17 protein-coding genes and 1 tRNA gene are annotated in these 20,046 nt (G+C 62.9%); 13 read left to right on the plus strand and 5 right to left on the minus strand.

The features are described 5' to 3' along the window. Nucleotides 1-273: 273 nt before the first annotated feature. Both abc-f and ACZ5G6_RS05195 read left to right on the plus strand, forming a co-directional pair. Nucleotides 274-1,935: a ribosomal protection-like ABC-F family protein gene (gene abc-f, locus ACZ5G6_RS05190; RefSeq protein ID WP_498689888.1), complete on the plus strand. Its 1,662-nt coding sequence runs from the start codon at nt 274-276 to the stop codon at nt 1,933-1,935. A 2-nt stretch (nt 1,936-1,937) separates the two neighbouring features. After that, nucleotides 1,938-3,851 carry an ABC transporter ATP-binding protein gene (locus ACZ5G6_RS05195; RefSeq protein WP_498689890.1) on the plus strand — a complete coding sequence of 638 codons (1,914 nt, stop codon included), beginning with the start codon at nt 1,938-1,940 and terminating at the stop codon, nt 3,849-3,851. Here ACZ5G6_RS05195 and ACZ5G6_RS05200 read toward each other — a convergent pair. The 3 genes from ACZ5G6_RS05200 to ACZ5G6_RS05210 all read right to left on the minus strand — a co-directional run bounded on the left by ACZ5G6_RS05200 (nt 3,814) and on the right by ACZ5G6_RS05210 (nt 4,783). Next, on the minus strand, nt 3,814-4,254 hold the full coding sequence (locus ACZ5G6_RS05200) for an NUDIX hydrolase (protein ID WP_498689891.1): 441 nt from the start codon (nt 4,252-4,254) through the stop codon (nt 3,814-3,816). The two genes, ACZ5G6_RS05195 and ACZ5G6_RS05200, sit on opposite strands and share 38 nt — an antisense overlap. Continuing rightward, on the minus strand, nt 4,251-4,709 hold the full coding sequence (locus tag ACZ5G6_RS05205) for a DUF6314 family protein (RefSeq protein WP_498689893.1): 459 nt from the start codon (nt 4,707-4,709) through the stop codon (nt 4,251-4,253). The genes ACZ5G6_RS05200 and ACZ5G6_RS05205 overlap by 4 nt, the downstream gene beginning before the upstream one ends. 1 nt (nt 4,710) lies before the next feature. Further along, nucleotides 4,711-4,783 (minus strand) — tRNA-Arg (locus ACZ5G6_RS05210). A gap of 107 nt (nt 4,784-4,890) precedes the next feature. Here ACZ5G6_RS05210 and ACZ5G6_RS05215 point away from each other — a divergent pair. Beyond that, nucleotides 4,891-5,685, plus strand: a complete 795-nt coding sequence (locus tag ACZ5G6_RS05215; protein ID WP_498689895.1) for a DUF998 domain-containing protein — start codon at nt 4,891-4,893, stop codon at nt 5,683-5,685. Nucleotides 5,686-5,741: 56 nt separating this feature from the next. Beyond that, the gene (locus ACZ5G6_RS05220) at nt 5,742-6,566 is read left to right on the plus strand and encodes a DUF998 domain-containing protein (protein ID WP_498689896.1); all 825 of its coding nucleotides are present in this window, start codon (nt 5,742-5,744) and stop codon (nt 6,564-6,566) included. Here ACZ5G6_RS05220 and ACZ5G6_RS05225 read toward each other — a convergent pair. Further along, nucleotides 6,505-7,131 (minus strand): hypothetical protein, encoded by a 627-nt coding sequence (locus tag ACZ5G6_RS05225; RefSeq protein WP_498689897.1) that lies wholly within the window; start codon nt 7,129-7,131, stop codon nt 6,505-6,507. The genes ACZ5G6_RS05220 and ACZ5G6_RS05225 overlap by 62 nt on opposite strands. A gap of 33 nt (nt 7,132-7,164) precedes the next feature. Between ACZ5G6_RS05225 and ACZ5G6_RS05230 the strand changes: the two genes are divergently transcribed. Continuing rightward, on the plus strand, nt 7,165-8,010 hold the full coding sequence (locus ACZ5G6_RS05230; protein ID WP_223936037.1) for an inositol monophosphatase family protein: 846 nt from the start codon (nt 7,165-7,167) through the stop codon (nt 8,008-8,010). A gap of 61 nt (nt 8,011-8,071) precedes the next feature. Here ACZ5G6_RS05230 and ACZ5G6_RS05235 read toward each other — a convergent pair whose 3' ends face one another. Beyond that, entirely contained in the window at nt 8,072-9,280 is a 1,209-nt protein-coding gene (locus tag ACZ5G6_RS05235) for an IS110 family RNA-guided transposase (protein WP_498685934.1), read from the minus strand. A 268-nt stretch (nt 9,281-9,548) separates the two neighbouring features. On the opposite strand from ACZ5G6_RS05235, the gene pcrA reads away from it, so the two are divergent. From pcrA to iolD, 8 genes are all read left to right on the plus strand, one after another. After that, nucleotides 9,549-12,101, plus strand: coding sequence for a DNA helicase PcrA (gene pcrA, locus ACZ5G6_RS05240; RefSeq protein WP_223936038.1), 2,553 nt, complete (start codon nt 9,549-9,551; stop codon nt 12,099-12,101). Nucleotides 12,102-12,124: 23 nt separating this feature from the next. Then, nucleotides 12,125-12,814 carry a hypothetical protein gene (locus ACZ5G6_RS05245; protein ID WP_498689900.1) on the plus strand — a complete coding sequence of 230 codons (690 nt, stop codon included), beginning with the start codon at nt 12,125-12,127 and terminating at the stop codon, nt 12,812-12,814. A gap of 253 nt (nt 12,815-13,067) precedes the next feature. Further along, nucleotides 13,068-14,237 carry an ADP-forming succinate--CoA ligase subunit beta gene (gene sucC / locus ACZ5G6_RS05250; RefSeq protein ID WP_223936040.1) on the plus strand — a complete coding sequence of 390 codons (1,170 nt, stop codon included), beginning with the start codon at nt 13,068-13,070 and terminating at the stop codon, nt 14,235-14,237. Nucleotides 14,238-14,249: 12 nt separating this feature from the next. Beyond that, complete coding sequence (gene sucD, locus ACZ5G6_RS05255; protein WP_498689902.1) at nt 14,250-15,152, plus strand: succinate--CoA ligase subunit alpha; 903 nt, start codon at nt 14,250-14,252, stop codon at nt 15,150-15,152. Between the two features lie 368 nt (nt 15,153-15,520). Next, the gene (locus ACZ5G6_RS05260; protein ID WP_498689904.1) at nt 15,521-15,925 is read left to right on the plus strand and encodes a tautomerase family protein; all 405 of its coding nucleotides are present in this window, start codon (nt 15,521-15,523) and stop codon (nt 15,923-15,925) included. A gap of 162 nt (nt 15,926-16,087) precedes the next feature. Continuing rightward, a complete protein-coding gene (gene iolC / locus ACZ5G6_RS05265; protein WP_498689906.1) occupies nt 16,088-17,122 on the plus strand; it encodes a 5-dehydro-2-deoxygluconokinase in 1,035 nt (344 codons plus the stop codon). Continuing rightward, nucleotides 17,119-18,078: a Cgl0159 family (beta/alpha)8-fold protein gene (locus ACZ5G6_RS05270; protein WP_498689908.1), complete on the plus strand. Its 960-nt coding sequence runs from the start codon at nt 17,119-17,121 to the stop codon at nt 18,076-18,078. The genes iolC and ACZ5G6_RS05270 overlap by 4 nt, the downstream gene beginning before the upstream one ends. A gap of 40 nt (nt 18,079-18,118) precedes the next feature. Next, nucleotides 18,119-20,044, plus strand: coding sequence for a 3D-(3,5/4)-trihydroxycyclohexane-1,2-dione acylhydrolase (decyclizing) (gene iolD / locus ACZ5G6_RS05275; RefSeq protein WP_498691759.1), 1,926 nt, complete (start codon nt 18,119-18,121; stop codon nt 20,042-20,044). Nucleotides 20,045-20,046 lie beyond the last annotated feature (2 nt).

Genomic DNA, 20,046 nt, shown 5'->3' on the forward strand with positions numbered 1-20,046 from the left:
CTTTCTGGGATATTTCAAACGGGCAAGTCCGGGCTGGCCCAAAAAGGAGCCGGAGCGAAGGTACGGATCGATTTTACGCCGACGCCACATTGAATTATGCTTGATGCTTGAACCCGTTGGTCCGTACACCCCCCAAGTCCGGACCAGCGGGTTTTTCCATGCCCTTGGGAATCACGGGCATGGAAGCCGCGTTTGATAGATGAACCCACGCTTGTTTGCCGTGCTGGTGATGTAGACGCGAGCGCCGTGTTGGCGCTGCGAGAGGAATAGAGAATGACTGCAACCCTGGTGGCCAAGGATCTTGCCGGTGGCCACGGCCACCGCACGCTCTTTTCAAAGCTCTCCCTCACCGTTGCTCCGGGTGATGTGGTGGGCGTCGTCGGAGCGAACGGTGCTGGCAAATCCACGCTCCTGCGCATCCTGGCAGGCGTGGACCAGCCGCAGGAGGGGACCGTTAACCTGGCTCCGTCGGACGCCTTTGTGGGCTGGCTGCCCCAGGAACATGAGCGCACCGCAGGCGAAACCATTGCGGCCTATATTGCGCGCCGCACGGGCTGTGCCCAGGCCACTGCCGAGATGGAAGCCACTGCCGAAGCCCTCGCTTCAGGCGCTCCCGGAACGGATGATGCCTACTCCCTGGCCTTCGACCGCTGGATGGCATCCGGTGCAGCAGACCTGGAAGACCGGATCCCGGCTGTGTTGGCGGATCTTGGCCTGGAGCTTGGTACCGACGCCCTCATGACAGGCCTCTCCGGCGGGCAGGCTGCCCGCGTTGCTTTGGCTGCGCTGCTGCTTAGCCGCTTCGATGTTGTCCTTCTCGATGAACCCACCAATGACCTGGACCTCGATGGCCTGGCCCGGTTGGAGGCCTTTGTGCAGGGCCTGCGCGGTGGAGTGGTTTTGGTTTCCCACGACCGCGAGTTCCTGGCCCGGTGCGTCACCACCATTGTGGAACTGGACCTGGCCCAGAATTCCGTGGCTGTCTACGACGGCGGCTACGAAGCGTTCCTCGAAGAGCGTGCAGTCGCCAAGCGCCACGCCCGCGAACGCTACGAAGAGTTTGCCAATACCAAGGCCGATCTTGTGTCCCGCGCACGCACGCAGCGTGAGTGGAGCTCCCAGGGCGTCCGCAACGCAATGAAGAAGAACCCGGACAACGACAAAATCCGTAGGGCCGCGAGTACCGAGTCGTCCGAAAAGCAGGCGCAGAAGGTCCGCCAGATGGAATCGCGCATCGCCCGCCTTACCGAGGTGGAGGAGCCGCGCAAGGAATGGCAGCTGCAGTTCAGCATCGGCCAGGCACCGCGCTCAAGTACCGTGGTGGCCACGCTGCGTGATGTGGTGGTCCGCCAGGGCGACTTCACGCTGGGACCGGTCAACCTCCAACTGAACGGCGGCGAGCGCATCGGCATCACCGGGCCCAACGGCGCCGGCAAGTCCACTCTCTTGCGTTTGCTGCTGGGCACCCGGAAACCGGACGACGGCGAGGCCTCCATGGGCGCTTCTGTCGCCATCGGCGAAATCGACCAGGCCCGCGGACTGCTTGACGGCGGACGGCAGCTCGGCGAAGCCGTCGAAGCCGTGCTGGTGGACTGGAACAGCGCCGACGTCCGCACTCTCCTTGCCAAGTTCGGCCTCAAGGCAGACCACACTTCGCGGACAGTCGATTCGTTGTCCCCCGGGGAGCGTACGCGCGCCGCGCTGGCCCTCCTGCAGGCCCGGGGCGTGAACCTGCTGGTGCTGGACGAACCCACCAACCACCTTGACCTCCCTGCGATCGAGCAACTTGAAGAAGCGCTGGAAAGCTACGAAGGCGCCCTCCTGCTGGTCACCCATGACCGGCGTTTGCTGGAGAACGTTCGGCTCGATTCGCGATGGCATCTGGAGAACGGCCGTATCCAGGAGCTTCACCACACCCTCGGCCAGGAGAACTAACCATGAGCATGGACCGCGTGGCCTGGAGCTCGCTTTACAACATCACCACAGCCAAGAGCGGCTCGCAGCCGTTCTCCAAGGAAACGCTGAAACGCGTGTTGGGCTTTGCCGCACCGCACAAGGGCAAGCTCATAGCCTTCGTGATTGCTTCGATCGCGGGTGCCTTCCTGGCCGTCGCCACGCCAGTGCTTGCCGGGCAAGTGGTTGACGCCATCATTGCCAACGCAGGTGTGGGCACGGTGATCTGGCTGGCCGTGCTCATCGCGATCGTGGCTGTCGGTGAAGCCGGAGTCGGCCTGCTGACCCGATGGCTGTCCTCCACCATTGGCGAAGGCGTCATCGTGGACCTCCGTACGCGCGTGTTCGACCATGTGCAGCGTATGCCCATCGCTTTCTTCACCCGGACACGGACCGGCGCTCTGGTCAGCCGCCTGAACAATGACGTCATCGGGGCGCAGTCAGCGTTCGCCGGCACCTTGTCCGGTGTGGTCAGCAACGTCGTGGCGCTCGCCTTGACCCTTGTGGTCATGCTCAACACGTCCTGGCTGGTCACTGTCCTGGCCATGGTGTTGCTGCCGATCTTCCTGATACCCGCCCGGCGCATGGGCTCCAAGCTGGCAGACCTTCGGCGTGAGGCCGCGGCGCACAACGCTGCCATGGGTACGCAGATGACCGAAAGGTTCTCCGCTCCCGGCGCCACACTGGTGAAACTTTTCGGCCGTCCGGACGAGGAATCCCGCGAGTTCGCTGCCAGGGCCGGCCGGGTCCGTGATATCGGCATCCGCACGGCCATGCTGCAGTTCACCTTTGTCACGGCACTGACTTTGGTATCGGCCCTTGCGCTGGCCCTTGTTTACGGATTGGGCGGCTGGCTGGCCCTCGGCGGACAACTGGCGCCAGGCGATGTTGTGGTCCTGGCCCTCCTGCTGACCCGCCTCTATGCTCCGCTGACAGCGCTCTCCAACGCGAGGGTGGAGATCATGAGCGCACTTGTCAGCTTCGAGAGGGTCTTTGAGATCCTGGACCTGCAACCCCTCATCCAGGAAAAGCCGGACGCCGTAGCTGTTCCGGCCGGACCCGTAGCCGTGGAATTCGCTGACGTCCGCTTTTCCTACCCTTCGGCGGACAAAGTGTCCTTGGCATCCTTGGAAGACGTGTCCACTTTGGACACGCGTGGAGGCGAGGAAGTCCTGCACGGTGTCAGCTTCCGGGTTGAGCCGGGCCAGACGGTTGCCTTGGTGGGCTCGTCCGGCGCGGGTAAGTCCACGGTGGCCCAACTGCTGTCCCGACTGTACGACGTCGATTCCGGGACCGTGCGCCTTGGCGGCAACGGATCCGGCACTGGCGTGGACGTCCGGGATCTCCGCTTTGACTCCCTGCGGGACACTCTGGGAATGGTGACCCAGGACGGCCACCTCTTCCACGAAACCATTGCCTCCAACCTGCGCCTGGCCCGGCCGGATGCCACCGAAGAAGACATGTGGGAGGTGCTCAGGCGTGCACGCCTGGAACCGATGATCCGGTCGCTGCCGGATGGCCTCGAAACCGTGGTGGGTGAGCGCGGCTACCGGCTCTCCGGTGGAGAAAGGCAACGCCTCACCATCGCCCGCCTCCTCATCAAGCAGCCGCGGGTCGTGATTCTTGATGAAGCAACCGCCGCGCTGGACTCCACCAACGAAGCCGCCGTCCAGGCGGCCTTGGGGGAGGCACTCGAGGGGCGTACCGCCGTCGTGATCGCCCACAGGTTGTCCACCATCCGTGCCGCAGACGTGATCCTGGTGGTAGAGGACGGCAGGATCGTGGAGCGTGGCACGCACACTGAGCTCCTTGTTGCCGACGGCCGGTATGCCGAGTTGTACCGGACCCAGTTCGCGGAAGCTACGGCAGTGGCTGAGGAAGCTGTTCCTGAGCTGTAACGCTATAGGTGAGCACCGGGATGACGTGGTCTGTGAGGAGCGGTGCGAGGTCGCTGGGCAAGGGCGCCGCAAGGTCCAGCCACCGGATCTCGGCGATCTCGGCCGAAGGGTGCGCTTCCCAGATTCCCGGAGCCGTGAAGACCGTGGCCTCGATGTTGGTCGCAGCCTCGTTGGCAGCGACGGCGAGCCAGGCGCCCAGCGGTTCGAGGTCTTCCGGAGCTACCTCGATGCCTACTTCCTCGAACAATTCGCGGGAGGCAGCTTCGGCAGCGGTTTCGCCGGCCTCGGGCTTGCCACCGGGATGCATGAACTTGTCCGTGCCGCGCTTGCGGACGGTCAGAAGTTGACCCTGGTTGTTGTAGACGCAGACAGCGCTCACCACGATCACATCAGTAGCGCTCACGATTGCCTCCCGGCATTGATTCGGACCAGATGCGATCCCAGCAGCAGATCCTTTGCGGGGCCGCGCACATCCCACGTGAAACTGAACGCATCCGGCCCCTCCCAGGTGTAGTTCACGTAATAGTCATCGGGGTCGCACCAGTGTTTGTCCTGGTTGGCCTGCTCAGCGAAGCTCATCACATGGAATGGCCTGCCGTCGGGGAACAAAACGTCCATGGATTCCGGTTCAGGGCGTGGCTTGAGGACGTACTCGCGGAACGCCGGGCCGGAATGAGTTGGCCAGTGCATGGTTCCGTCCTCGCGGTAGTGAAGACCGCCGTCGGGCAGTTCCGTGTAACGCACGACGCCGGTAAAGGTTCCGCGGGTGCCGGTGGCCCGGTCCAGGAGAGTCCGCTCCACATTCCACTTGCCGGCCAAATAGGCGCGCAAGTCCTGGATGGGCTGCTGGTGGTTCAAGTGCCCTCGATTGGAATCGAACCAACGACACCGGCTTTAGGAGAGCCGTGCTCTATCCACTGAGCTACGAGGGCCTGCGTGTCCATGGCCCGGAGTACCGTTACGGAGCTCCATGGCCCGGACACGACTACAAGCATACAAGCTGACGGGGCGGTGCCTGAACACGGCTAGGCTGGCGGTCATGAGAGGGCATGCGACAGCACCGGCAGCGACCGGCACGTTCCTTCCGGATGTCAGCGCTACACGGGCAAATATAGGCGGCTGGGCGCAGCTAAGCGTGGTCCAGTATTTCGTCGCCGAGGCTGCCGTCATCGAGGCGTGGGCTGGTCCGGAACCTTACAACAGAGCTACCGGGTTCATCAGCGACCTCGGCGCAATATCGTGCGGCGTCTACGAAGACCGGGCCGTGTGCTCCCCTTTACATGTGCTGATGAACGCCTCTTTTGTTGTCCAGGGCCTGGCATTGATCCTTGGCGCGGCGCTCCTGACCGCCGGTCTTTTGTGTGTGGCAGCGCGCCCGGGCGTGCGTGCCCAGCGCTTCCGCGCCGCCACGGCCCAGGAGGAACCAACGACACGGCTCCTGGCCAAGCCGTGGATCATGGCCGTGGCCATTCGAATACTTACGGGTGTTTCCGGCACCGGGACTGTGATCGTTGGACTGGTCCCCGAGGATGTGGGCTCCCCATGGCATTTTGCCGGGGCCCTGATGTTCTTTGTTGGCGGTGGCTTCGCGCTGCTTCTGCTCGGCATCCTATGGTTCCGGCAGACCCCCATGAGTTGGTTGATCGCCGCTTGCGGCGCCCTGTGTATCGGCGCACTCATCGTTGGCGGGATCACGGGAATGGAGGTTCCTCATCCGGGAACCCTGGAACGGCTCATGGGCTACCCCGTGACCATCGGCCTGGCAGCTGCGGGGCTGGTCATCGCCCAGCGGGTGCAAACGGAACGGAAAGCCGCGAGGTTGAGGGTTCAGTGAGGGGCCAGCCCCAGCCGCTCTGGCCCGCGTCCCAAGGGTAGGTCTATTCTTGCGCTATGACGACGGCGGGTGGTCCGCGTAGCAGGGACCGCGGGCTTTTGCCTGACCTCGCAGGGCGACGCGAGCTTGTTGGGGGCTGGGCAGCGATCACGCTCATCCACTATTTCGTGGTGGAAGCCACTGCGATGGCTGTATGGCGGGGCAATCCCGGCTATGACAGGCGTGCCCACGTCATCAGCGACCTCGGAGCTGCACACTGCGGTCCATTCAACGGTTACGAGGTGTGCTCCCCGCTTAATTGGCTGATGAATGCCTCGTTCGTGCTCCAAGGAGCTGCCATGGTGCTCGGGGCGGTGCTGTTGAGCTCGGCAGTCCTCTCCGTCGCGGCCGAACCGGGCGTGCGGGTCATCCGGCCAAGGATGGCATCACCCGCCGCGCCAGCCGAGGCCTTTCCCTGGATTGCGGCCGGGGCTGTGAGAGTGCTGATCCTCGTGGCGGGCATAGGACAGGCAATGGTTGGCTTGATCCCCGAAGACACTGACCTCGCGCTGCATCTGACCGGTGCCGGGCTGTATTTCATCGCCGGGCCGTTGTCCTTGGTAATACTGGGCCTAGTGTGGCGGGGCCATACCCAGATGTCGTGGATGGTGCTCTTGTTCGGCGCAGTTTCCCTTGGAGCAACCATCTACGTCCTTGCGGTGCAGCTGCGCGTCGAGGAACCGGGCGCCATCGAGCGGACCATGGCCTATCCGATCATCCTCGGATTGTCGTTGGTGGGCCTGGTGGTGGCGCACCGGGTAACCAAGGAGCGCAAGGCCGTCAGGGCTGTTTTACGTTCTTCCGTCCCAGGAACACCGCCGCCGCACCGCACAGCAGGCTGATGAGGAACAGAACCCACGACGCAACGGTGACGGCGGAAGCCAAGGCAACCGAACCGGCGTCGGGAGTTTCCGCAGCCAACATGGAATCGATGGCGACGTTGGACCACAAGCGCGCCACGGCGAACAGCAGGGGAGCAGCCCACATTGCCCATCGCCACGACTTGCGCGCAACGTTGGTGCCGATCAGCAGGAGCCAGCTGAAGCCGAAGATCAGCGGAAAGAGTGTGCCGGCGGTCTTGTGGACGTAGTTCAACTGGCCCCGGGCGGACTCGTCCATGGCGGCGCGAAGCTGGGCAACGTAGTCCTGGGAGAACCCACCGATCAGCGAGTCAGGCATAGCCAGGCCGCCCGAAAGCTGCGTCATTTGGTTCAGCGTCAGCAAGTGCAGGTACCAGAACAGGAAGAGGCTGGCCACAACGCCTGCGATGACAATCAGCTTGGAGTTACCCTGCGCCTTTTCAGGGGTCCGCTGCGTGGTGGGATTGATCACGGGTGGGAGGGTGTGGTTGGGCACCACTGCCTTGGCTCCGTGCTTCTTGATGCGCTGCGCTGGTGTCTTGGCCATGTCATTCATTATCCCGCCACATAAGCTGGGACCATGACCACCGGCAGGCACACCGCAACTGAACTTGATCCATCACTGGATGATTACCAATTGGCCAGCGCACTGGTCCGCGAGGCAGGCCAGCTGGCGCTGCTCATGCGCATGGGCGGGCTGCAGGGCACGCGCAAGACGTCGGTGTCCGACGTCGTCACGGCGGCCGATCATGCGGCCGAAGCTTACGTATTGGAACAGTTGCGGCGCTGCCGCCCGGAGGACGGCATCCTGGGCGAGGAGGGCACCTCTGTTGGCGGTACCAGTGGCCGGACGTGGGTGATCGATCCGGTTGATGGAACGTACAACTTCCTGCACGGCTCCACGTATTGGTGCTCGGCGATCGCGCTGAAGCGGAACGACGTCGACCATGGGGGAAATCCAGTTGTTGATCCATCGGTTGTGCTCGGGGCCATCTACCAGCCCGAGTTGGACAAGCTTTGGCTCGGCGGCGAAGAGCACCCTGCCACGCTGAATGGGGAACGGATCAGTGCACCCGGCGACGCCACGGTAGGTGAACTGTGCGCTGCCACCTACATCCACCCCACCTGGTTGGCAGACCCCCGTACGGCAATGCCCTGGCACGCTGCGGCTGTCTCGGCCGCGTCGCTGCGAATGTTCGGTTCAGGCTCGTGTGATCTTGGCCGGGTGGCCGACGGCGAGCTTGGCTGCTGGTTCCAGCACAGCTGCCCGGAATGGGACTGGCTCCCAGGCAAGGCGATTGTCCGCGCTGCCGGCGGGGACACCGCCGTCGTGCAGGTCAACGGCCTTAACTGGTTCATTGCAGGAGGCCCGACGGCGGTCCGCGAGTTGGGCGCCGCCCTCACTTCTGTTCCGCAGTTTGCGTAGTGTTTGAGCCCCCGGGCAGCGCCCGTTTGGGGTTGGCCTTTGAGTGATGCTCCTATTGCTGTCAATGGTCGTTGAGCCAGCTTTCGTAGCGTTTGTGGAAGTTGTCGTCGCGGGTGAGTCCGCGTTCGAGACGGGATAGTGCGGTAGGCCAGACACGGAGGTCATCAGCGGCGGCCTGGAGGGTGATGTTCTTGGCTTTCCGCAGGGCCCGGAGCTGCCCGGCGAAGGGTGCTGGGTGGGGGTGCATGATCTGGTCATAGATTTCACGTGCAACGTAGCGTTTGAGGCAGCGCATGATTTCCTTGGTGGTTTTGCCTTCTTGTCGGCGCCTGGCCACGTAGGTTTTGGTCCGGCTATCACTCATCATCCGTACGAGCACTACGCGATGGATGGCTTTATTGGCTTGCCGGTCTCCGCCACGGCTAAGTCGATGCCGGGTGGTTTTCCCTGAGGCGGCCGGGATGGGGGCAACGCCGACCAGGGCTGCGAACCTTGCCTCCGAGGTGACCCTTTCGGAGTTGTCGCCTACGGTTACCAGCAACTGACTTGCAACGTCAGTGCCAACACCCTGAATGTCCCTGAGCGTAGGGGCGTGCATGGTGAGGATTGCGTCGAGTTCAGTATCGATCAGGGCCACTTCCGTGTTCAGGTGCCGGTAGCGGACAGCCAAGCGCTTGAGAACGATGGCGGTGGCGTTTGGAGGCTCGGCAGGGTCACCGATCGGTCGGCTTTTCTCCAGTGCGCTCATCATTGCAACGCGGCTTAAGCCGCGGTACTTCGCCCGGATGGGCTCAGGAGCAGAGACCAGGATGCTCTTGATCTGAGCCATGACCGCGACCCTTGCCCGCATGGCAGAGTTTCGTTCAGCGCGCAGAACACGTAGTGATTCCACAGCCCCGTCCCTGGCTTTTGGCGTCGCAACCCTGCTGCCGGCAAGTGCAGCTTCCGCAGCCTGATAGGCATCCAACGGATCAGACTTGCCCCGTAGCCGGCGTTCTTGCCGGTTTGGACGCATCACTTCCAGGACCCAGAAGTGCTCCCGACTCAGGACGCGTGCGAGCTCCGCTCCGTAACTGCCTGTGCCCTCCACGCCGATGGACGAGACCGGGCCAAATCCGGTGATGAACTCCACGATCTGCCGGTAGCCGGAACCGACGGCAAGGAACTCCTTGTCCCCTAGATGCCGCCCTGTTTCACTGATGACGGCGACGTGGTGGGTATCGGCATGCGTGTCGATCCCAGCGATGACTTTCGGATGTTGTTTTGCCATGATGAAACTGCCCTGACCTTCTGTTGCGTGCAATGGAACATGAAGGGCACGCCGGCCGGGTGGTCAGACAAGACAGTAATGGGATTCTTTGAGCAGGCTCCTATGAGGTCATGTCCACCTGGCCGCCGCGCTTATTACAGCCTGCGTCACGGCGGACAGATCATTTTGAAGACAAACCACAAGGGCGTCAGTCGGAGGCAGAGTCACACCGCAACACAAGCCAATTCCATCATTACTGTCGGAGGCACCGCCTAGACTGGTAGACACCATGGATATGTTGTTCGACCCCTACGCAGACGGCCCCTTCAACGCAGGCTCCAAAGCCGCCATCAAGGCTGCCCCGGAGCTTTCGCACGCAGGCGGCGGGGCTGCCCGCGCCCGGTTCGGTGAGGGCAGTGGCGGGTCCAGCGGTGGAACAAACGAACGTCCCGCTTCCGGTGGTTGGGGTAACCAGGAGGCCGGTAGGCTGCCGTCCGCCGACGCACTGCTCCAGGGCTTGAATCCCCAGCAGGAAGAAGCCGTGAAGCACGCCGGCAGTCCATTGCTGATCGTTGCTGGTGCCGGATCAGGCAAGACCCGTGTGCTGAGTAACCGGATCGCCTATCTCATCGCCACCAAACGGGCCCACCACGGCGAAATCCTGGCCATCACCTTCACCAACAAGGCCGCCGCAGAAATGCGTGAGCGCATCGAAGCCTTGGTGGGGGGCCGGGCCAAGGCCATGTGGATCTCCACTTTCCACTCCTCCTGTGTGCGCATCCTGCGCCGCGAGGCCGCCAACGTGGGCCTGAACTCCAACTTCTCCATCTACGACTCCGCGGATTCCCTGCGCCTGATCACGCTTGTGGCAAAGAACCTGGACCTCGACCCCAAGAAGTTTGCCCCCAAGGCCATCCAGCACAAGATCTCAGCGCTAAAGAACGAGCTCATCGATGCCGATTCCTACGCGTCGTCGGCCAACTACAACGATCCCTTTGAGATGGCGGTGGCAGACGTCTTCAAGGGCTACACCCAGCGGCTCCGCCAGGCCAACGCGATGGACTTTGATGACCTCATCGCGGAGACCGTCTACATGTTCCGGGCGTTCCCGGCACTCGCCGAGTCCTACAGGCGCCGGTTCCGGCATGTGCTGGTGGACGAATACCAGGACACCAACCACGCCCAGTACGCGCTGGTGAGGGAAATCGTTGGCCTTGGCACTGATACCGACGTCGAGCCCAGCGAACTCACCGTGGTGGGAGACTCCGATCAGTCCATCTACGCTTTCCGTGGTGCGGACATCCGCAACATTGTGGAGTTTGAAGCCGACTATCCCAATGCGCGCACCATCAAGCTCGAGCAAAACTACCGCTCCACGCAGAACATCCTCACGGCCGCCAACTCCGTGATTTCCCGCAACCCCAACCGCCAGGAAAAGCGGTTGTGGACGGCTGAGGGAGATGGCGAGAAGATCGTCGGCTACGTGGGAGAGAACGAGCACGACGAAGCCCAGTTCATCGCCAAGGAAATCGACCGCCTTCAGGACGAGGAAGGGCTGCGTCCTGGCGATGTCGCCATTTTCTACCGGACCAACGCCCAGTCGCGCTCCATTGAAGACGTGCTGGTCCGGGTGGGCCTGCCCTACAAAGTGGTCGGCGGCACGCGGTTCTACGAACGCAAGGAAATCAAAGACGCCCTGGCGTACCTGCGTGTTTTGGTGAACCCGGATGACGACGTCAACCTCCGCCGTGTCCTCAACGAACCCAAACGCGGGATTGGCGACCGCGCCGAGGGCGCAGTTGCTGCATTGGCTGAACGCGAGCGGACGTCCTTTATGGCTGCCGCCCGCCGTGCCGACCAAGCTCCCGGCATGGCTACGCGGTCCGTCAACGCAGTCCTGGGCTTTGTGAAGCTTTTGGATGACCTGGCTGAGGTTGCCACAGGTTCTGGCGCCGCCGCGGCTCTGGAAGCCGTGCTCGAGCAGACCGGATACCTCGCCGGTCTGCGTGCCAGCAATGATCCACAGGACGAGTCCCGTGTGGAGAACCTGGCTGAATTGGTGGCCGTGGTCCGCGAGTACGAACGCGATAACCCGGACGGTTCACTGGGTGAGTTCCTGGAACAGGTTTCCCTGGTGGCAGATGCTGACCAAATTCCTGATGCTCCAGGAGCAGATATCGACGCCGCCGTGGCCGAAGCCAAGCGCATGGGTGTTGTCACGCTCATGACGTTGCACACCGCCAAAGGCCTGGAGTTCCCGGTGGTCTTCCTCACTGGCATGGAGCACGGGATCTTCCCACACCAGCGCTCCGCCACGGATCCCAAAGAGCTCGCCGAAGAACGCCGCCTTGCCTACGTGGGCCTTACCCGCGCACGCAAGCGCCTCTACGTCACGCGCTCGGAGGTCCGCAGTATGTGGGGCCAGAGCCAGTACAACCCCGCCAGCCAGTTCCTGGAGGAGATCCCCTCCGAACTCGTGGACTGGAAGCGTGAAGGCATGAGCCGGCAAGCGGCAGGCGGTGGTTGGGGGAGCGCTCCCATAGGTTCCAACCGCTACGGCGGCTCTTTCTGGGGAGCGGGCACGTCCCGCGGTGTTGCCGCCAGCCCAACCGCCGGATTCGACGCCGACGTCCCGGCCGCCGTCGCACGCACCAGGGTGCAGCCGCAAAAGGAAGTCATTTCAGTGGTGGTGGGGGACAAGGTCAACCACACGAGTTTCGGCAACGGCGTGGTGCTGGGGGTCGAAGGTTCGGGCGACAAGACCGTTGCGAAGGTGAAGTTCGACGTCGGTGAGAAGCGGCTGCTGTTGCGGTACGCGCCGCTGACCAAACTGGATGCCTGAGGCCCCACGGCATAATTGGTGGCATGCGACGGACTGTATTGGGGATTCTGGCTGCCTTGCTCATGATGGTGGCCACGGGCTGCTCCTTCGCCACCAAGGACCCTGATTACGTTCCGCCGGCTCCATTGGCTCCGCTGGAACAGCTCAAACAGGTTCCGGTAACAGAACAGACCACCTTGTCCGCCGGCGAGGACGTCACCGCGTTTGTGACGCAAGACCGCAACGTCGTGTGCGCCATGACGTCCTCCAGGGGCGGCCACCTCAACGTGCCTTATGAGGTGAACTCCTATTCTGATGCGGCCAACAACAAGTTCGCCGTGGTGCCTGTGGTCCATTGCGAATTGGCGAAGTATGCCAAGCCGGAGGTCGATGACGTTGCCGACGACTGCGGTGGCACAGGCCTTGGCTACCTTGGCGGGACGGTGCTTCTTTCTCCCGATAAGGCGGTCTATGGCTCGTGTCGTTCCGGCGTAACACAAATGGAGTCCGAGTTCGGGCCCAAAGGGAGCCGCAGTGGCCCCATCTCCAAGCTGCGCGAGCTGGCCGACGGCCAGAACATCGAGCGCAACGGCCTGCGCTGCTCGGCCTATAACGGCGGCGTTGCCTGCGGAAACGTCTCTGGTGGCGTGGCATTCTTTGTCAGCCAGGCGGGCTACCAGTTGATTTCCGACGGCGGCAAGACGGTCCGTGGAAACCTGGAAGGAGCGGGCTGATCACCTCGGTGCAGCCCAAAATCCGCGTCATTATGCGGTTTTTCTACATGCGATAGAAGTGTAAGGTTACTCACTTAACCGGTAGTGTGTAGCTGGCGGGACTCCTCAAAGGGCTAAAGTTCCGAGAGGACCTTACGCAATGTGACCGGCTTCAATCCCGGTTGTTTACCGCGTACTTTCCGCAGCTGGCTATCGCGGTCATCGCGGTTCCCGGCTGAACAGAAACTACTTCGACGTAGAAGGACACTAAACCGTGGACCTGTTTGAATATCAGGCGCGCGATATGTTCGAAGCGCACGGTGTACCCGTGCTCGCCGGCATCGTGGCGCACACTCCTGAAGAAGCAAAGGCAGCTGCCGAGAAGATCGGCGGCGTTACTGTCGTAAAGGCACAGGTTAAGGTTGGTGGCCGCGGCAAGGCTGGCGGCGTCAAGGTTGCCAAGACTGCCGAGGAGGCGCTTGAGCACTCCACCAACATCCTGGGCATGGACATCAAGGGCCACACCGTAAACAAGGTGATGATCGCCCAGGGTGCGGACATCGCCGAGGAATTCTACTTCTCGGTCCTTCTGGACCGCGCCAACCGCAACTACCTGGCCATGTGCTCGGTTGAAGGCGGCATGGAAATTGAGCAGCTGGCTGTTGAGCGTCCCGAGGCCCTGGCCAAGATCGCCATCGATCCCGCTGTAGGCATTGACCAGGCCAAGGCTGACGAGATCGTCGCAGCCGCAGGTTTCGCTGAAGAACTGCGCGGCAAAGTGGCCGACGTCATTCTGAAGCTCTGGGACGTCTTCAAGAAGGAAGACGCAACCCTGGTTGAGGTCAACCCGCTTGTCCGCACCGGCGCAGGCGAGATCATCGCCCTCGACGGCAAGGTCACCCTCGACGAAAACGCCGACTTCCGCCACGTGCACCACGCACTGCTCGAGGACAAGGAGTCAGCTGACCCGCTCGAGGCCAAGGCAAAGGCTCAGGACCTCAACTACGTCAAGCTGGACGGCGAAGTAGGCATCATCGGCAACGGCGCCGGTCTTGTGATGTCCACCCTCGACGTCGTTGCTTACGCTGGTGAAAACCACGGCAACGTCAAGCCCGCCAACTTCCTGGACATCGGTGGTGGAGCTTCCGCCGAGGTCATGGCCAACGGTTTGGACGTCATCCTGGGCGATTCCCAGGTCAAGAGCGTGTTCGTCAACGTCTTCGGCGGCATCACCGCTTGTGACGCTGTGGCAAAGGGTATCGTGGGTGCACTTGCCGAGCTGGGATCCGCTGCGAACAAGCCGCTGGTCGTTCGCCTCGACGGCAACAACGTCGAGGAAGGCCGCCGCATCCTGACCGAGGCCAACCACCCGCTGGTTACCCTGGCCGCCACCATGGACGAGGGCGCCGACAAGGCCGCCGAGCTCGCCAACGCAGCTAAGTAAAGGGACGCGACAATGTCTATCTACCTCAACAAAGACTCCAAGGTCATCGTTCAGGGCATCACCGGCGGCGAGGGCACCAAGCACACCGCACTGATGCTCAAGGCCGGCACCAACATTGTTGGTGGCGTCAACGCCCGCAAGGCCGGCAGCACGGTCCTGCACGGCGACAAGGAAATCACCGTCTTCGGCACCGTCAAGGAAGCCATCGCTGAAACCGGCGCAGACGTCTCCATCGTCTTCGTTCCGCCGGCATTCACCAAGGACGCCGTGGTTGAAGCCATCGAAGCCGGCATCGGCCTCGTTGTAGTCATCACTGAAGGCGTTCCGGTTCAGGACTCCGCCGAATTCTGGGCACTCGCCCAGTCCAAGGTTGACGCTGACGGCAAGCAGATCACCCGTATCATTGGGCCGAACTGCCCCGGTATCATCACCCCGGGCGAAGCCCTCGTTGGCATCACCCCGGCAAACATCACGGGCAAGGGCCCCATCGGCCTCGTGTCCAAGTCCGGTACCTTGACGTACCAGATGATGTACGAACTCCGCGACCTCGGGTTCTCCACCGCCATCGGCATTGGTGGCGACCCCATCATCGGCACCACGCACATCGACGCCCTGGCCGCGTTCGAGGCCGACCCGGAGACCAAAGCGATCGTCATGATCGGCGAAATCGGTGGCGACGCTGAAGAGCGCGCGGCTGACTTCATCAAGGCCAACGTCACCAAGCCGGTTGTTGGCTACGTCGCAGGCTTCACCGCTCCCGAAGGCAAGACCATGGGCCACGCCGGCGCCATCGTCTCCGGTTCCGCTGGTACCGCACAGGCCAAGAAGGAAGCCCTCGAAGCTGCAGGCGTGAAGGTCGGCAAGACGCCGTCCGAGACCGCCAAGCTGCTGCGCGAGGTTTACGCAACTCTCTAGGCTTACGGCCGTAAGGCAGAATACGCACGCCGGCGGCCCGGTGCCTTCCCATGGAAGGTGCCGGGCCGCCGTCGTACTTTAAGCCAGTCCTGAGTGACGCGCATTTTCGTTGGGGACGCGCATATTCGCTGGCGACGCCCGGATGTGGGTGTCCTGGGTCGGGTTGGGTGTCGCGTAGGTACTTGGGTGTCTGATTCTCGACGGCGGCCCGGTGCCTTCCCATGGAAGGTGCCGGGCCGCCGTCGTACTTTTGGTCCCGCAGCACGCGCCGAAGGCCCGTTCGGAATGTCCCGGACGGGCCTTTGCTGTACCCATGGTCCACATATTTGTTAGTATGTCAGGACAAATTATTTCTAAGGACTACACACATGCCACTTGTAAGAATCGACGTCAACCAAGGCCGCTCGGCGGAAGAGCTGGAAGCTATCAGCCGCACGATCCATCGGGCGATCGTGTCTGAGTATGAAATCCCGGAGCGCGACTACTTCCACATACTCACCGAACACCTACAGGGTCAGATCGTGGCCCAGGATGCCGGGTTGGGCTTTGAGCGGAGTTCCGGGGTGGTCATGATCCAGATTTTCACCCAGGCCGGCCGCACCCAGATGGCCAAGAGTTCTCTCTTCGAAGCGATTGCCGGAGGGCTCGGCGAGCTTGGAATCAAAGGAGAGGACGTCTTCATTGGCTACGTGGAGAACTCGCCTGGCGACTGGTCCTTCGGCTTTGGGCGCAGTCAATACGTCAGTGGAGAATTGGCCATTCCGCGCAGGTAGATCCAGTCCGTGTCATGTTGTAAATATGTCAGTACAAACCTTTGACAGGACATGAAAACTGGTGCAAAGTAGTCATGTGGCCCCGCTCACTGAGGGGTGGCAAGGCATTGGGGCCCAGCGCTCAAAGGTTCAGAGTTCACAAGAGAAAGGTCAACGATCACCGTGACCCACGAACTGCTTACGATCGGGCGCATCAGCGTTGATATCTACCCGAACGACATCGGAGTGGACCTGGAGGACGTGACGTCCTTCGGCAAATACCTGGGAGGCTCGCCCTCCAACGTGGCCGTCGCTGCGGCACGCCACGGCCGCCGCACGGGAGTCATTACCCGCACCGGCGACGACGCGTTCGGAAACTACCTGCACCGGGAACTGCGCAAGTTCAACGTTGACGATTCGTTTGTCTCCCCGGTCCAGGAGTACCCGACCGCAGTGACCTTCTGTGCCATCAAGCCGCCGGAAGATTTCCCGCTCTACTTCTACGGCCGTTTCCCCACGGCCCCGGACCTGCAGATCAAAGCAGAAGAACTGGACCTGGACGCGATCCGGGATGCCGGAATCTTTTGGTCCACGGTGACCGGCCTCTGCCAGGAACCCAGCCGCAGCGCGCACCTCACCGCGCACGAATCCCGGCCGCGGACTGGCCTCAAGGAAGGTCAGTTCACCATCCTGGACCTCGACTACCGTCCCATGTTCTGGTCCTCGGAAGAGGAAGCCCGTGCAGAAGTTGCCAAGATCCTCCCGCACGTCACAGTCGCGATCGGCAACGACAAGGAATGCGCGGTAGCAGTAGGGGAGGGGACGCCAGACGAACAGGCAGACCGCCTGCTGGCAGCCGGCGTCGAGATCGCCGTCGTGAAGCTTGGTCCGGAAGGCGTCATGGCCAAGACCCGCACCGAGCGCGTCGTTTCGGCTCCCGTCCCGGTTGAAACCGTCAACGGCCTCGGTGCCGGCGATTCCTTTGGCGGCGCTTTCTGCCACGGCTTGTTGTCCGGTTGGCCGCTGTCCCAGGTGCTGGACTACGCAAACGCTTCCGGTGCCATCGTCGCCTCGCGCCTTTCCTGCGCGGACGCGATGCCGACGCCGGATGAGGTCACCTCGCTGCTCGCGGAACGCGGCCGGCCCGTCCCGGGAGCTTCCTCCGTTGCGGCCTCAGCGCCGGCAGCACCTAAGTTCGCAGAAGGAGCAGTCCGTTGAGCCTGAACGATGATCCCCGCCGTTATGAGCACTTGAGCCGCATCCGGCTCGAGGACCCCGAGGCCGTCGCTCGCGCGGCCGCCACCCGGCGTCGCCATCCAGGTTTGAAGCACGGCGTCCAGAATTTCATCGTTGCGGCAGACCACCCTGCCCGTGGCGCCCTGTCGGTCGGTGCTGAGCCGATGGCGATGGCCGACCGCCGCGACCTTCTGGACCGGCTGCAAATCGCCCTCGCCAATCCCGCGGTGGATGGCATCCTCGCCTCACCGGACATCATGGACGATCTCCTGCTGCTCGGCGCTTTGGACGGCAAACTCATCTTCGGTTCCATGAACCGCGGTGGCCTCGCCGGCCTGGTCAATGAGTTCGATGACCGTTTCACCGGACACACAGCAGCCGCGTTGCAGGCACTCGGCGCTGATGGAGGCAAGATGCTCACGCGTATTTGCCTGGGCGACCCGGACACGGTGGCCACCCTTGAGGCAACCGCCAAGGCCATCGATTCATTGGCTGAGCGCAAGCTCATCGCCATGGTGGAGCCGTTCTTGTCTGTGCGGGACGCCCATGGCAAAGTCCGCAACGACCTCCGCGCGGACGCTGTCATCAAGTCTGTTGGCATCGCCGAGGGCCTTGGTTCCACCAGCGCCTACACCTGGATGAAACTGCCGGTGGTGGCAGACATGGAGCGAGTCATGGCTTCAACTACGCTTCCCACGGTGCTCTTGGGAGGTGACCCTGACGGCTCCCAGGACGAGGTCTTCGCGAGCTGGCAGGCTGCCCTCGCGCTCCCCGGCGTCCGCGGCCTCACAGTTGGCAGGACGCTTCTTTACCCGCACGACGGCGATGTGGCAGGTGCCGTAGCCACCGCCGCCTCGCTGCTGAACAGCACTGAGCCCCTGACGGCTGCTGCCGAGCAAACCTCGTCAGACCGTATTCCAGTAAAAGTATCGGAGTAGCCCCGCTATGCGGACCACAACAGGAACAGCAACCCGTCGGATGACCGTGGCGCAGGCCGTGGTCGAGTTTCTTTCCAAGCAGTACACCGTGGATTCCATCGACGGCCACGAGTACCGTGAGCGCCTGATCCCGGGCATGTTCGGTATCTTCGGGCACGGCAACGTTGCTGGCGTTGGCCAGGCGCTGAAGCAGTACCAGGCCGCGGACCCCAGCATCATGCCGTACTACCAGGGCCGCAACGAACAAGCCCAGGCACACCAGGCCGTTGGCTACGCACGGCACACGCGTCGCCGCCAGACGTTCGCGATCAGCACGTCCATCGGTCCGGGTTCCTCGAACCTGCTGACTGGTGCGGCGTTGGCCACCACCAACCGTCTGCCCGTGCTGTTGCTGCCGAGCGACACGTTCGCCACCCGCGCCGCGGATCCTGTGCTGCAGCAGTTGGAGCTGCCGTACGCGTACGACATCACGGTCAACGATGCCTTCCGTCCGCTGTCCAAGTTCTTTGACCGTGTGTCCCGGCCGGAGCAGCTGTTCTCCGCGTTCCACCACGGCCTGCGGGTCCTGACGGACCCTGCCGAGACCGGGGCGGTGACCATCTCCCTGCCGCAGGATGTACAGGCCGAGGCTTTTGACGTTCCCGAAGAATTCCTCGCAGAGCGCGAATGGAGGATCCGCCGTCCCGAGGCCGAGGACGATGACATCCGCCGCGCCGTCGAGGCTATCCGGGCGGCAAAGCGTCCGCTGATCATCGCTGGCGGCGGCGTCCTCTACGCCTACGCCAACGATGAACTCGCGAAGTTCGCTGAGCTGTCGGGCATTCCCGTGGGCAATACGCAGGCGGGCGTCGGCGTCCTGCCGTGGGACCACAAATTCTCCCTGGGCGCCATCGGTTCAACCGGCACGACGGCGGCCAACGCCATCGCTGGCGAGGCGGACCTCATCATCGGCATTGGCACGCGCTACGAAGACTTCACCACCGCGTCCCGGACGGCGTTCCAGAACCCGGACGTGAAGTTTGTGAACATCAACGTCGCTCCGATCGATGCGTACAAGCACGGCACCTCACTGCCGATCGTCGCCGACGCCCGGAAGGCACTGGCGAAGCTGAACCAGGCGCTGGGCGGCTACCGCGTGGGTGCTGACCTGGAAGAGAAGGTCGCAGCCGAGAAGAAGCGCTGGAACGCGATCGTGGACGAGGCCTTCGACACCCGGTACACGCCGCTGCCCGCGCAGAACGAGATCATCGGCGCCACGAACAAGGCCATGGATGACCAGGATGTTGTCATCTGCGCCGCGGGCTCCCTCCCGGGTGACCTGCACAAGATGTGGCGCGTCCGCGATCCGTTTGGCTACCACGTGGAATACGCGTACTCCTGCATGGGCTACGAGATTCCCGGTGGCTTGGGCGTGAAGCGCGCAGCTCTGGCCGAAGCCGCTGCAGGTGGTCCCAACCGGGATGTCGTGGTCATGGTGGGGGATGGCTCCTACCTGATGATGCACACCGAACTGGTCACCGCCGTCGCCGAACGCATCAAGTTGATCGTGGTCCTGATCCAGAACCACGGCTACGCCTCCATTGGTTCGCTGTCCGAGTCGCTCGGTTCGCAGCGTTTCGGGACACAGTACCGCGTCCTGGACAAGGAACAGCACAGTTTCGACGCCGGTGAGCACCTGCCGATCGATCTTGCCACCAATGCCGAGTCACTCGGCGCGAAGGTCATCCGGATCGAACCGGGCGAGAACGTCATCGAGGCCCTCGGCGCCGCGATCAAGGAAGCCAAGGCGGCCCCGGAAACCGGCCCGATCGTCATCCACGTCGAGTCCGATCCTCTGCTGGACGCGCCCAGCTCCGAGTCCTGGTGGGACGTCCCCGTCTCCCAGGTCGCCGAACTGGAATCCACCCAGCAGGCCTACAAGACCTACACGCAGCACAAGAACCGCCAGCGCAAGCTGCTCGGCTAACC

It is taken from the genome of Arthrobacter sp. TmtSoilC51, assembly GCF_055388015.1.

Coding starts and splice junctions, on each gene's coding strand:
- pcrA (WP_223936038.1), top strand. CDS start 9,549: ATGGATATGTTGTTCGACCCCTACGCAGACGGCCCCTTCAACGCAGGC.
- iolD (WP_498691759.1), top strand. CDS start 18,119: ATGACCGTGGCGCAGGCCGTGGTCGAGTTTCTTTCCAAGCAGTACACC.
- ACZ5G6_RS05215 (WP_498689895.1), top strand. CDS start 4,891: ATGAGAGGGCATGCGACAGCACCGGCAGCGACCGGCACGTTCCTTCCG.
- ACZ5G6_RS05225 (WP_498689897.1), bottom strand. CDS start 7,131: ATGGCCAAGACACCAGCGCAGCGCATCAAGAAGCACGGAGCCAAGGCA.
- ACZ5G6_RS05235 (WP_498685934.1), bottom strand. CDS start 9,280: ATGGCAAAACAACATCCGAAAGTCATCGCTGGGATCGACACGCATGCC.
- ACZ5G6_RS05230 (WP_223936037.1), top strand. CDS start 7,165: ATGACCACCGGCAGGCACACCGCAACTGAACTTGATCCATCACTGGAT.
- ACZ5G6_RS05220 (WP_498689896.1), top strand. CDS start 5,742: ATGACGACGGCGGGTGGTCCGCGTAGCAGGGACCGCGGGCTTTTGCCT.
- ACZ5G6_RS05195 (WP_498689890.1), top strand. CDS start 1,938: ATGAGCATGGACCGCGTGGCCTGGAGCTCGCTTTACAACATCACCACA.
- ACZ5G6_RS05245 (WP_498689900.1), top strand. CDS start 12,125: ATGCGACGGACTGTATTGGGGATTCTGGCTGCCTTGCTCATGATGGTG.
- ACZ5G6_RS05260 (WP_498689904.1), top strand. CDS start 15,521: ATGCCACTTGTAAGAATCGACGTCAACCAAGGCCGCTCGGCGGAAGAG.
- sucD (WP_498689902.1), top strand. CDS start 14,250: ATGTCTATCTACCTCAACAAAGACTCCAAGGTCATCGTTCAGGGCATC.
- abc-f (WP_498689888.1), top strand. CDS start 274: ATGACTGCAACCCTGGTGGCCAAGGATCTTGCCGGTGGCCACGGCCAC.